Source organism: Methanomicrobium antiquum, from assembly GCF_029633915.1.
GTDB classification, from domain to species: domain Archaea; phylum Halobacteriota; class Methanomicrobia; order Methanomicrobiales; family Methanomicrobiaceae; genus Methanomicrobium; species Methanomicrobium antiquum.
On sequence record NZ_CP091092.1, the window covers coordinates 1,460,170 to 1,473,410 of the forward strand.

The following is a 13,241-nucleotide window of genomic DNA, read 5'->3' on the forward strand; positions in this document are numbered from 1 at the left end:
TCTATTTTGTGATCATTCCAATCAGGTCATGTTTTGTGATTACACCAACGACCTTTCCTTTTTCTGATACAAGAATTGCATGGTGATTGTGAAGAAGATGAATAATTGTATCCATTGACGTTGATTTGGGAATTGTTGGAAATCCATCCTCCATAAAATCCTCAACAATATGTGACTGAATCTTTTGGATTCTTCCTTCATCCATTGCATTAATAATTGCAGATTCAGAAATACACCCGATTGCCACTCCGTTTTCAATAACCGGAATCTGTGATATCCCAAAATTCTCCATAATTGAGACTGTTTTTGCAAGAGTTTCATCTGCCAGGACACTTATCACCGGACAGTGCATCATATCACCGGCGGTAATTATAGAAATTTCTTCATGATTTAAAACATCAACAATTTTTTTAATTGTACTTACTCTTGGATCAACTGTACCGGACTCAATTCTTGCAATCATTGACTGACTAAGACCTGATTTTTCTGCAATTTCAGATTGTGTCAGTCCAAGTTCTATACGCTTCTCCCTAATTTCTGCAGAATCCGGTATGTGCATTGTGATTACTGATAGTAATTTAGAGAATATAAAATATTTCAACAATTAAATTAAAGAGAGCTTATCTGATATATCACAAATTTATGTTTAGCAGATGCTTTAATAAAAATTCTAAAATTACAGACGTTTTTATAAAAAGTTGCTGAAACTTTTTTCATTAATTCTTTTTTTTAGAATAACTGAGTGGGAGTAGTAAGCCCCATTCTGTTTTTATGCGGCATTCAGCTGTCGCGCCATACCCGAAGCCGGCCCGGAAATGCCGTTATGCTTCTGTTCTGGCTTGCACCCGCAGGGATTCACCGTTCCATCGTGTCCTAAAACCTAAATAAGCGCTTCAGCAGCTTTTAATCTGCATCATAAACATCAGTTAAAGGCCGTATCGTTTCTGTGTCAGAGCCGTGACTCTCGCCACCCGCACTTGAATGCGGCTGCGTAACCGGACGGAGTGGGGACTTTCCTCAGCGGCAAATAGATGCCACCGTCAGCCGCACTCTCCCTCTCAATCTTATTATTGTCAGCACACAATATATACAGGTAATGATACTGCTGGATGAGGATGAAGGAAAAAATGCATTGTGTCTTGCAAAACAGACGTTAGTGGAATCCATTGCAAAAAAAGGTGTTGAATGCCCAAAGCTTTCTGCAATATTCAATGAAAAACGAGGCATATTTGTAACACTTACAAAATCGGGCGAACTAAGAGGGTGTATAGGTTATATCCATCCTGTTCTTCCGCTTTCATCAGCAATTCGTGATGCGGCAGTTTCTGCCGCTTTAAAAGATCCACGATTTCCACCGGTAAGAGCTGAAGAGCTGGAAGAAATAAAAATTGAAGTAACCATCCTTACACCTCCAAAACCTCTATTGTGTCCTGCATCTGAAAGGAGCAAAAATATTGAGGTCGGGCGGCATGGACTAATCATTCAGGGAAAAGGTCACGCAGGACTTCTTCTGCCACAGGTAGCAGTTGAATATAACTGGAGTCCTGAAGAATTTTTAAGCCATACTTGCATAAAAGCAGGACTTTTAAAAGACTGCTGGAAGGATGGTAATTACGAACTCCTTACATTTGAAGGGCAGATTTTTTCAGAAACGGAGATAATATGAGCATTAGTTTTGAAGTAATCCACAAAGACATCATGGGAAGAGCCGGAAAATTAAAAGTCGGCGATAAAACAATAAAAACACCACTTCTTCTTCCGGTTATAAATCCGCATATCCAGCTTATTAAACCGGAAGAGATGGAGAAACTCGGCGTAGAAGCACTTATCACAAACGCATATATATTCAGCAAAAGCGAGGAGTTTCGTGAGCGTGCCTTAAAAGAGGGGCTTCACAAAGTCCTCAATTTCAACGGCGTTATAATGACCGACTCCGGCGCCTTTCAGCAGTCTGTTTATGGTGATGTCGGCTTTACCAATACTGAAACAGTAAAATTTCAAAGATCAATAGGAAGCGAAATTATTGTTCCAATGGATATTGCAACATCGCCTGACAAGACCTTTGAAGAAGCGAAAGAAGAACTCTCAATCACAATCGAGCGCATAAAAGAGGCTTTTACAATAATTGATGACGGCCACCTCTGCGCACCGGTCCAGGGTGGAATCCACACAGATCTTAGAGAGAAAGCAGGGGAAGAAGTAAAAAATTTAAATGTTGTATTCTGCCCAATTGGTGCTGTGGTACCTCTGATGGAGAGCTACAGATATAAAGAACTGGTAAATGTTGTAATGGCGGCAAAATCAAAACTTTCCCCTTCTTCATGCATCCATCTTTTTGGCGCAGGACACCCTTCCATGTTTGCACTTGCCGCGGCAATGGGATGTGATGTCTTTGACTCCGCCGCATATGCTCTTTATGCACGGGAAGGAAGATATATGACACCTCAGGGAAGCTACAAGCTAAATGAGGTTAATGAACTTCCGTGTGCATGCGAGGTATGCAGAACCCACACTGCAGAAGAACTTAAGAAATCACCTGACAGAGAGAGACTTCTTGCATATCACAACCTTTACGTAACACTTGCTGAAATTTCAAGAATCAGGCAGTCGATTCTTGACGGAACACTCTGGGAGCTTGTCGATGAAAGATGCAGGAACCACCCAAGACTTCTTGATGGATACCGTGAACTCTTAAAATACACAGAACAGCTTGAAAAATCTGACAGAATCACAAAAAGACGCTTTTTTTACAGAGGAAGTGAGAGTTGTCTGCGAACCGAGGTCAGCCGCTATCATGAGATGGTTAAAAGACTTTCTGCCAGCGGAAAAGTTTTGATTTCATTTGACGATAAGAAAAGGGCAGGTTATGACACAGTTTATTTATTCAAACCTCCTTTCGGCCCATATCTGCCTGAACTTAAAGAGACTTTTCCTGTTGGACAAAGTGAAATTCCTGATTGGGATAATGAAATGATAAAATCAGGTTGTATCGGTATTTTAAATCTGATTCAGTCAAATAAAAATTCAGAATTTTATATTGCATGCGATGATGAGTTAAAAGAAGCAGTATCAAATGAGCTTAAAGACGTAAAAGACAGGTTTTCATATGTTTGAAGCATTAAAAAGAGACGGCCTTGCAAGAACCGGCATATATTCAAAAGATTCAGGGGAATCAATTGAGACACCGTCAGCAATAGACGCTGATTCGTTTTTCCCTGATCTAAAAGAGCATGAATTTTCCAACATACCACTTTTTGCAAACAAAAAGTTTGTTGATAAAAATTCTCCTGAATACAAAGAACTAATCTTTATTCATCCGGAATCAGAAAACAAAGGAGTCTTTGGGGATTGCCTTATTCTTTCAAACTGGCATACAGTTCTTGAAAACCCAAAATATTATGTTAAAATGCTTTTGAAGATGAAGGGGAATCATCCGTCTGATACGGCATGGTACACTCCTGCCTGCGCACTTCCATCAAACGTTGCAACACTTATCAATTCAGGATTTGACATATTTGACTACAGGGCTGTTGACTTAAAATCCGCAAAAGGCATATTCTGTACATCTGACGGTGAATTTTTAGCTGAAGAATGGTTTGATAAAGGACTTTGCAGATGCAGTGGATGTGAAAACAAAAATCTTTTTGAGCACAACAGAAATGCACTTGATACAGAGATAGAGACTGTAAAGAACTTTTTAAAAGACGGACATCTAAGAGAGCTACTTGAACGCCGGTGTAGAAATTCCGCATCACAGGTTTCAATACTTCGCCTGTTTGATATGTCGTATGATTTCATTGAACCCCGCGTTGCTATTGCACGAAGTACACGACTTTATGCAAATTCCGGTGAATCACTAAAAAGACCGGAGGTCAAAAGGTTTGTTGAACGCGTTATTGAAAGGTTTGTCCCTTCAAGAACAGATACTGCAGTTTTAATTCCATGTTCAGCAAAAAAGCCCTATTCCTCTTCACAAAGTCACATGAAATTTCAGTCAGCTATTCAGAACAGGGCACATGAAATAATAATTACATCTCCTCTTGGAATTGTTCCAAGAGAACTTGAAAGAATGTATCCGGCAGGACATTATGATGTTCCTGTGACAGGATACTGGGACGGGGAGGAGAGAGCATTTATTACAGATGCTATTGCGCGTTATTTTGAGAAGAACAGATATGAAAAAGTATTTGTTCACCTTGACGGCGACTCTTTTGAAATCGCAAAGGCCGCGCTTGAACGATCTAATACAGATTACGAATGCACTGCAACTGATAAGCTCACATCTTCTGAATCCCTTAAAAAACTTGAATCTGCACTTAAATATGGCAGAAAAAAAGGTCCGAATCTCATAAAAGGAACACTTTCATATCAGTTTGGCTTTGATGCTGATACCTCAAAACTTCAGCTCAAAGGAAAATTCATGCGTGAAAAAGTTCTAATGGGAAAAAAACAGGTTTTTTCAATTGATACAGGAACAGGCCTTATGCGACCTACTTTTGAAGGCTGGGATTTAATTGAATCCGGATACAGAGTATATATTGATAATTTCATTCCTCAGGGAGATATTCTCGCGCCCGGTGTTTTAAACTGCGATCCTGATATTCGAGAGGGCGATGAGGTTTTCGTTGTAGGTGAAGGAGCTGTTGCCACAGGACGTGCCGCAATGGGTGCAGCAGAGATGTGCTCTTCTAAGAGAGGAGTGGCTGTACGGGTGCGTAAAGTAAAGAAGTTGTAAGACCAAATTATAATCACAAATTTTGTTTTTGGAGTGACTCTATTGGCATATAAAATTGAGAAGGCATCAGAGATTGCCGATAATATTTTTGAATTCTGGATTAAAGCCCCGCATGTTTCAAAAAATGCTCAGGCAGGCCAGTTTGTTGTAATAAGAATTGATGAAAAGGGAGAAAGAATACCCCTTACAATTTCAGCCGCGAAAGATGATCTAATAAGAATCGTCTTCATGGCTGTTGGAAAAACCACAAAGTTTCTCTCTTCATTAAAAGAAGGCGAATCGGTTTTGGATGTCGCAGGTCCTCTCGGCCAGCCCGGCGAACTTAAAAAATGGGGCAATTGTGTTTTGATAGGCGGCGGTGTTGGTATCGCATGTCTTCCAATTCTTGCCAAAGCACTAAAGGAACAAGGAAACCAGGTCACAGGAATTATTGGCGCAAGAAATGAAAATCTGCTTTTACTCTCAGACGAACTTGAACAGGACTGTGATGAGCTCGTTATCTGTACAGATGACGGAAGCCGTGGATTTCACGGATTTCCGGCAGACATTTTAAAGAAAAAATTAGAAGATGAAAAAATTGACTGTGTCTGGATTATCGGCCCTGCAATTATGATGAAAATTACATCAATGGCAACAATCCCCAGCAAAACAAAAACATTTGTGAGCTTAAATCCAATAATGGTCGATGGAACAGGAATGTGCGGGTCCTGTAGGGTCAGTGTTGGTGGCGAGACTAAGTTTGCATGCGTTGACGGCCCGGAATTTGATGCACACCTTGTTGACTGGGATGAGCTTATGAACAGGCAGAGAATTTATCCGTCACAGGAGAAGGAATCGTTAGATAATTTCAACGAACACCACCACCATTGCAGATGCGGAGAACACCATCATGAGTAAACGGGATGCGGCTGAGAGAATTCTCGACTTTTTGGAAGTCGATGAAGGATTATCCGAAGTAAACGCGGTTTTAGAAGCAACAAGGTGCATGGAGTGTGTGCGTCCGGCCTGTGTCAAAGGATGCCCCGTTAATATCGACATCCCCGGATTTATTTCAGCAATAGCAAAGCAGGATTTTAAGAAAGCCGCTGAAATCATAAAGTCAGACAATATGCTTCCGGCAATATGCGGTCGTGTCTGTCCACAGGAGACCCAGTGCGAAGGAAAATGTGTCCTTGGTGTTAAGGAAAAACCTGTACGAATTGGCGCTTTGGAAAGATTTATTGCAGACTGGGAACGCAAAAACGAAATAGTCACACCAAAAACAAAAAAGCCAACCGGAAAGCGAATCGCAGTTGTCGGTTCAGGACCTGCCGGAATAACAGCGGCAGCAGAGCTTTCACGCTCAGGGCATTCTGTTACAATATTTGAATCACTTCATGCACCTGGTGGTGTTTTAACATATGGCATTCCGTCATTTCGCCTTCCGAAAGATATTGTAAAAACAGAAATAGATCAGGTACTTTCTCTTGGTGCTGAACTTAAGCTCAATCACATTGTTGGAAGAAGTGTTTCTGTAGACAATTTTTTGGCATACGATGCTGTATTTCTTGGAACAGGTGCCGGACTTCCATCTTTCATGGGAATTGAGGGTGAGAATCTAAATGGTGTTTACTCTGCAAATGAATTTTTAACACGGGTAAACTTAATGCATGCAGACAGATTCCCTGATTATGATACTCCGGTTTTAAAAGGGCAAAAGGTTGCAGTTGTTGGCGGAGGAAACGTTGCAATGGATTCTGCACGTGTTGCAAGACGTATGGGCGCTGAAGTATATCTTATTTACAGACGCCGTGAAGAAGATCTTCCTGCAAGAGAAGCAGAAGTTGCAAATGCAGTTGAAGAAGGAATAAGTTTTTACTGCTGTGCAAATCCTGTCCGAATCATAGGAGGACCATCAGTTACAGGTATCGAATGTGTCAGGATGAATATGGGTGTTCTGGATGAGAGTAAAAGACCATGCCCTGTGCCAATGACAGGCGATGATGCAAAATTTACACTTGATGTGGATGTTGTTGTAGAAGCAATTGGCCAGAGTCCTAATCCTCTTTTGGTATCACTCATACCTTCACTTAAAAGAGGAAAAAGAGGCAATGTAATTGTAGATGAGAACGGCCAGACATCAATTCCAAATGTCTTTGCCGGAGGAGATATTGCAACCGGTGCGGCAACTGTAATTGAAGCCATGGGAAACGCTAAAAAAGCCTCATCTGCAATTAACGAATATCTGAACCAATAATTCCAAATATTTGAAAATTAACGATTTGGAAAAATTAAATTGTCTATAAATTAAATCTCTTTTTTCTTTTTTAGCGTTTTTATGCTTTTAAAAAATACACTGACTTTTTCAGTTTGTTTTGCAAAGTGCAGTATTCCCCATAAATTCATTAGAAATAGTCCTCTGAAAATATTTGGAAAATTTTTATGAATCTTATTATACAGAATTTTAAAGATATGAAAAAAATAGAAAAAAAATATTTTAATGTTTGCTGTTTTTATCCAAGTTCATCCCAGGATGTCTTTTTCCTGTAAATTACAATTCCTACAACTGCAATTACAACAATTATTCCAATTATGACAAATATTCCCACACCACCAACATCAGGAATTATACCTTTGCTTACTTCAGCGTATAACTCCTCTGCAATAGCCAGTGTTTCATCAGCTTTGGTGTTTGAAGTCTCTGCAAGAGTATAAGCCTGAGGATAATTCTCCTGATTCATAAGTGTCTTTGCTGAATTAAGAGAAGACTGCGCAGATTCAACTTTTGTCTCAATATTGATTACTCTGGCATCATTTGTCATACTGCGATTTACTTTAAAGTCTGTTATATAAAACGAGATGCTGTCAATTGTTGCCTGAGCTCTGTCTATTGATTTCTGAGCCCATGCCTGATTTAGGAGTTTTTCTCCTTCAGCAATCAGTGTCTGAGCATCCTCTAAAAGAGTATGAGCATCAGAGTATGAAGCAGTTGCAGACTGAACAAACTTTGTCCTTGCATCATCATATTTGGCCTGTGCCAAAGATGTATCAACACCGGTTTTGAGCTTGTCCTGAAGCTGTGTATTGAAGTCATTAAGACTTGTCTCAACAATATCTCTCAATTTATCAATATCATCAGGATTTACTACAAGCCTGGATGTAGGGTTTATTTCAGTCTCCTGACCAACCACTTCATTTCCGCTTCCATCAAGCTGGGTTATCTGGAAAAAGATCAAATCTCCTGTACTTGACACCTCAGGAACTGTTGCTTCAAGAGTATAGCTTATACTAACACTGTTTCCGCTTGAAGGATAATCCAGAAGAAAACCTGACAGGGTTACTGATCTTTTAGTTACTGTCTTCTCCTCACCATGACCATTGATTTTGATTGTGTAATACCACTGTGGATCATCAAGTTCAGTTAAAACTCTAAGAGAATGTGCGGCAGGAAAAGTTGAGTCTCCTGTACTTGCAAGAGGAACATCAGCACTTAAAATAATACTGTCACCAGGAGAATATGAGCTCTTGTCAGGTGTTATTTTTATTACAGGATCATCGTAGTTTGCCGCCGATACTGAATTGACCAAACAAAATGTCAAAATTATAAATGCCAAAAAGATTATTTGTTTTCTCATATTTCCCTCTCACTCGAACAAAGGATCAATTTCTTCGTTGTCAAACATTGTGACACGGCGCTCCTTGGATTTTATAACATCATCCTTTGTTTCTTTTGCAATTTCCAAAAGTTCTCGTATGCGCGGAGCATCACCAATTGATGCAAGAACAACAACAGCCGCAATCTTAGAGCTTTCTGTGGGATAATCTCCACCTCTTACCTCAACTCCGGCAATATTCTCTTCAACCCAGGATTTTGACTTTTCAACGCCTTTTCGGTCCATCTCATCAGGCGGACCTGCTATAAGAACAAGTGCACGTTCAGCTGTTGTATAATCACACGGAAGAGTAAGACGTCCAAGCATTGCGCGCCTTACAAGACCAATTACCTTTGCAGACTTATCTTCACCCGTAAGAACTTCTTCTGAGGCGTCCTTTTTCTTAACAGAGAAGCCGCCAAGGAAGCCTTTTTTGTTTTTTACGCTTTCGGTTACCTTTTCGCTTATTGCATAACCAACAGAAGTTACACCACCGCCACGAAGAGTGTTTATAATCTCACTTGAATCTACAACCATCTCTCCGACACCGGTTTTACTTACCTCACCGGCACGGAACAAAACACCAAATCTGCGAACAATTTCGTTGTTTAAACGCTCATATGCGGATCTAACGCTTTCACCCTCATTTTTCCAGGCACTATTATCAAATATAAATGTATTATCTGCCTCATTTACGAGTGTTGAAAGACTCCTTGCTGCATTATATGAATATAATCTGCCTTCTTCAGGTGCCGGAAGAATACCAAGCGCATATACCGGTTCACGGTAAATACGTTTTAAATGGCGACAAAGAACCGGTGAACCACCAGAACCTGTACCTCCTCCAAGACCTGCACAAACAACGAACGCATCAATATCATGAGTACCTCTTGTATCAACTGTATTGATGATACTGTCAATTTCATCCGCTGTAATTTTAGCGCCGGTTACATTATCTGTACCAACACCATGACCTTTAACAACAGTCTGACCAATCAGAATGCGATCACGCAATTCTATATGTTTCAGACCCATGAGATCAGTTCTTGCAGTATTGACTGCAATACCTCTAAAGCTTCGGACAGGGGCTCTTTTATCCTGTTCTATGAACATATCTACTATTTTGCCCCCGGCCTGGCCAAATCCAATGAAAAAGACTCTCATTTAACAAAACACCATCCAGTGGAGTGAAGATTTATTTTCCCGTTACTTCAGGATATAAAGATCTATTAATTCATTACTTCAAAAACTTTCTTATGTTTCCACATAAAAATGCAATAAAAATTATGCAACTTCCATTTTTATCAAAAATCATTTCATCAATTTATAAATCAATTTTTGATTTTAACAACTGATTAACCACAATAAAGTGTACAATTGTATTAATTAATACAGAAATTATATCAATTTTTACCGGACGAAACATCTTTTCCAAACTGCATTTTTTAAGACCAAATCACACATTAAATTTTCAAAGCAGTTTGGTGTGAAGACCAAATCTGGCAATCTGGTTTTAATTTTTAAAGTGCACAAAATCTTTGTTTTATGAACCTTTACATGTAGTTTTTTTGCATCTCATTTTGCATATCATGTAGTCACTATAACGATTCTTTGAAGAATTTGAATTTGATCATTAATCACTTCAATTGCATTTCAATATTCTTTTATAAGCATATATGCATTCGCCCCTAATTTTTAAAAAAAAGTTTATAGAAAATGTCTCATTAAAAAAATGCAATAATTCATAATTTCATGAAACCCTGAATGAACCTGCATGATAGTCAATTTCCATCACAAAAAACCAATTGAAGTGTTTTTGGAATTTTAACTTTCATAGCAGATATGAAGAATTACATGCGCAGTTAAGATAAGTGTCTGCCTAAAATATCATGTAATTTTTTTTATTTCTTCAAAGAGTCTTTTTCTCAATCAAAAGCATAAAATGCTTTAGATTAAAAATATAATATTAATGGATATCTGCATAATAGGTGGAGGATTAAGCGGTCTTTCCGCGGCATACAGTCTCAGAGAAAAAGCAGATATTACTATTCTTGAAGAAAAGGAAAAGCTTGGAGGGTGCCTGTCATCTTCAAAAGCAAAAAACGGATGTATTGAGGATTTTTATCATCACTGTTTTTCAGGCGACAATAATTTGTTTGAGCTTTCAGATTCTCTTGGAATTTCAGACAATCTTGAATGGCTCTCCGGAAGCACAGGTTATTATGCAAACGATAAAATCTATCCCTTAACTACACCTATAGAGATTCTAAGATATCCGCTTTTATCCATATTAGATAAATTTCGACTTGCTATTCTTACAATTAAGTCAAAAAATTACAATTTGTCATCTCTTGATGAAATTTCCGCTAAGGACTTTATTATTGAAAAATGCGGAATTAGTGTTTATAATTCATTTTTTGAACCACTTTTAAACAGTAAATATGGAAACTTTAAAGAATCAGTATCTGCCGCATGGCTAATATCACGAATTGCAATCAGATCTGACAGAAAAACAGGTGGAGAAAAATTAGGATACTTCAGGGACGGTTATAACCTGCTTATAAAATCCCTTGAAACTGAATTAGAAAATTCAGGCTGTATAATCAAAAAAGGAACAAAAGCTGAACTTATTAATTTCAACGGCTCAAAATGGGAAGTTAACGGAGCGGCATATGACGCTTTGATATCTACTATAAATCCAAGATGCCTGACAAAAATCGGCGGGCCTGAATTTCCAGAAATTCCCTATCAGGGTGCCGCCTGTATGACAATAGGCCTGAAAAGAGAGGTCACAAAAGGCATATACTGGCTCAATATGAAAGATAAAGCACCTTATGGTGCAGTAATAGGTCATACAAATTTTATACCGCCCGAAAATTATGGTGAACATATTGTATATCTTGCATCTTATTTTAAAGACAAACCAGAGGAAAATTTAGAAGAGATAATGATAAAGGACTTTTGCAATCGTTTTGATGTAAAAGACGATGAAATCAACTGGTACAGACTCAATATCGAAAAATTTGCAGGCCCTGTTTATATAAAAGGTTACCAAAAAATGGTACCGGAATATGAAAAAGAGGGAATATTTCTGGCAGGGATGTTTTCCCAATCAAATTATCCGGAAAGAAGTATGGAAGGCTCAATTATTGCCGGAAAAAAAGTAGCATCAGAAATATGCAGGAAATACAATATATGAATATTCATGAGAATCCGGAAATAAGTGTAGTAATCCCGGTATACAATGATAAAAAATCTCTTGAAAAGGCAATCCCTGAATCAATCTCAGCACTTGAAAAGATAACATCCTCATTTGAACTGATAATTGCCGAAGACAACAGCAACGACAAAAGCAAAGAATTTGTAGAAAATTACGAAAAAACAGACTCAAGAGTCAAACTACTTCACAGTGATGAACGGCAGGGACGGGGAAAAGCGTTAAAAAATGCATTTTCAGAGGCAAAGGGCGATATTGTCTGTTACTATGATGTCGATCTTGCAACAGATCTGGATCATCTAAAAGAGCTTATTGATTCAATAAGAAACGGTGCCGACATAGCTACCGGTTCGCGGCTGATGAAAAACAGTGATATTGTAAGAACTACTGACAGAGAAATTGCAAGCAGAGGATATAATCTTCTGGTCAGACTTATATTAAAAAGCAGGCTCTGTGATCATCAATGCGGATTTAAGGCTTTCAACAAAAAACAGCTACTAAAACTTCTACCTTTTGTATACTCACTTCACTGGTTCTGGGATACGGAAGTTTTGGTAAGAGGGCAGAGAGCCGGATACAAAATAAAAGAATTTCCGGTCAGATGGCGGACTGGAACAGGAACTACTGTAAAATTCAACGACATATTTTCAATGGGAACAGACATCCTGAAATTATGGTGGCAGCTTAGATGAATTACAAAAAAGCAGGTGCTGTTTTAATTCCAACGATAATCGCTGTTGGAATTATTGTATATATGCTCTGGAGGGTTTTTGACGATCTTTTAACAGCCCTTAAAACTGCAGTTCCGTCATTTCTTTTAATTGCAGTTTTAATCTGTGTTTTTGCCTGGTTTCTACGCGGGTTCAGATACCAGTATATTCTTAAAAAACTGGTTATTTCAGTCAGTATTCTGACATCTACAGCCTGTATATATGTATCACAGACTGCAAACCTCATTATTCCTGCAAGACTTGGAGATTTGGTGCGACTTTTCATCTTAAAGCATATCGCAGGTGCAACATATTCACAGGGTCTTTCATCAGTTGTTGTAGAAAGATTCTTTGATATTGTAACTATTGCACTTTTAGGTGCTATTGTTCTCCCTTTTGCACTTGATATGCCGGAATGGTTCTCAACTGTGATTTCTATAGCCCTTTTATTGTGCTTTGCATTTCTTGTGTTCATTGGATTATTTGGAAATTTCAGATCAGAGAACAAATATATCCAAATTCTATTAAACCTCATATCAGAGATAAAACAGGCATCACTTAGTATTTCCGCACTACTTGTACTTGGAGTCACCTCAGTTATTATCTGGATAATGGACTGTCTCATCTGTCTGGTAATTGCATTGATGTTCAATACAAATATTCCCTTTTTTGTAATTGTTATTGCAATAGTTATTGGAAATCTGGTGAAAGCGGTTCCCATAACTCCGGGAGGCGTTGGTACATACGAACTTGCAGTTGCACTGACTCTTGAGGTTTCCGGAACTCCGGCGGCAATTGCAACACTGATTGCAGTAATAGACCACCTGGTCAAAAATCTGGTTACTTTAATTGGAGGAGTAATATCTCTGTATGTTTTTGGAGACTGGGCAGTAAGTCTTATGAAACGCGCCTTTTCAAGGGGAATTAACAAAGAGGATATTGTTTGA

The 13,241-nt window shown here is 38.7% G+C and carries 11 protein-coding genes and 1 other RNA gene; 8 read left to right on the forward strand and 4 right to left on the reverse strand.

Features of this window, described 5'->3' with window-relative positions:
• Position 1: 1 nt before the first annotated feature.
• Both L1994_RS07255 and rnpB read right to left on the reverse strand, forming a co-directional pair.
• On the reverse strand, positions 2 to 559 hold the full coding sequence (locus L1994_RS07255; RefSeq protein ID WP_278098790.1) for a CBS domain-containing protein: 558 nt from the start codon (positions 557 to 559) through the stop codon (positions 2 to 4).
• 181 nt (positions 560 to 740) lie between these two features.
• Positions 741 to 1,060, reverse strand: an RNA gene (gene rnpB / locus L1994_RS07260) — RNase P RNA component.
• A gap of 36 nt (positions 1,061 to 1,096) precedes the next feature.
• Here rnpB and L1994_RS07265 point away from each other — a divergent pair.
• From L1994_RS07265 to gltA, 5 genes are read left to right on the forward strand one after another with little or no spacing between them, the layout of a single operon-like run.
• Positions 1,097 to 1,666 (forward strand): TIGR00296 family protein, encoded by a 570-nt coding sequence (locus L1994_RS07265; RefSeq protein WP_278098791.1) that lies wholly within the window; start codon positions 1,097 to 1,099, stop codon positions 1,664 to 1,666.
• Entirely contained in the window at positions 1,663 to 3,114 is a 1,452-nt protein-coding gene (gene tgtA, locus L1994_RS07270; RefSeq protein WP_278098792.1) for a tRNA guanosine(15) transglycosylase TgtA, read from the forward strand. Before L1994_RS07265 ends, tgtA begins: the two co-directional genes overlap by 4 nt.
• Positions 3,107 to 4,735: an archaeosine synthase subunit alpha gene (gene arcS, locus L1994_RS07275; protein WP_278098793.1), complete on the forward strand. Its 1,629-nt coding sequence runs from the start codon at positions 3,107 to 3,109 to the stop codon at positions 4,733 to 4,735. Before tgtA ends, arcS begins: the two co-directional genes overlap by 8 nt.
• Before the next feature lie 42 nt (positions 4,736 to 4,777).
• Positions 4,778 to 5,632, forward strand: coding sequence for a sulfide/dihydroorotate dehydrogenase-like FAD/NAD-binding protein (locus tag L1994_RS07280; protein ID WP_278098794.1), 855 nt, complete (start codon positions 4,778 to 4,780; stop codon positions 5,630 to 5,632).
• Positions 5,625 to 6,971 carry an NADPH-dependent glutamate synthase gene (gene gltA, locus L1994_RS07285; RefSeq protein ID WP_278098795.1) on the forward strand — a complete coding sequence of 449 codons (1,347 nt, stop codon included), beginning with the start codon at positions 5,625 to 5,627 and terminating at the stop codon, positions 6,969 to 6,971. Before L1994_RS07280 ends, gltA begins: the two co-directional genes overlap by 8 nt.
• A 256-nt stretch (positions 6,972 to 7,227) precedes the next feature.
• On the opposite strand, the gene L1994_RS07290 is transcribed toward gltA, so the two are convergent.
• Together L1994_RS07290 and L1994_RS07295 are read right to left on the reverse strand one after the other, a co-directional pair.
• Positions 7,228 to 8,301 (reverse strand): hypothetical protein, encoded by a 1,074-nt coding sequence (locus L1994_RS07290; protein WP_278098796.1) that lies wholly within the window; start codon positions 8,299 to 8,301, stop codon positions 7,228 to 7,230.
• A gap of 57 nt (positions 8,302 to 8,358) precedes the next feature.
• Positions 8,359 to 9,531 (reverse strand): tubulin/FtsZ family protein, encoded by a 1,173-nt coding sequence (locus tag L1994_RS07295; protein WP_278098797.1) that lies wholly within the window; start codon positions 9,529 to 9,531, stop codon positions 8,359 to 8,361.
• An 805-nt stretch (positions 9,532 to 10,336) separates the two neighbouring features.
• Here L1994_RS07295 and L1994_RS07300 point away from each other — a divergent pair.
• Genes L1994_RS07300 through L1994_RS07310 form a run of 3 tightly spaced genes read left to right on the forward strand, consistent with a single transcriptional unit; the run spans position 10,337 to position 13,241 of the window.
• Positions 10,337 to 11,566, forward strand: coding sequence for an NAD(P)/FAD-dependent oxidoreductase (locus L1994_RS07300; RefSeq protein ID WP_278098798.1), 1,230 nt, complete (start codon positions 10,337 to 10,339; stop codon positions 11,564 to 11,566).
• Positions 11,563 to 12,276: a dolichyl-phosphate beta-glucosyltransferase gene (locus tag L1994_RS07305; protein WP_278098799.1), complete on the forward strand. Its 714-nt coding sequence runs from the start codon at positions 11,563 to 11,565 to the stop codon at positions 12,274 to 12,276. Before L1994_RS07300 ends, L1994_RS07305 begins: the two co-directional genes overlap by 4 nt.
• Complete coding sequence (locus tag L1994_RS07310; protein ID WP_278098800.1) at positions 12,273 to 13,241, forward strand: lysylphosphatidylglycerol synthase transmembrane domain-containing protein; 969 nt, start codon at positions 12,273 to 12,275, stop codon at positions 13,239 to 13,241. Before L1994_RS07305 ends, L1994_RS07310 begins: the two co-directional genes overlap by 4 nt.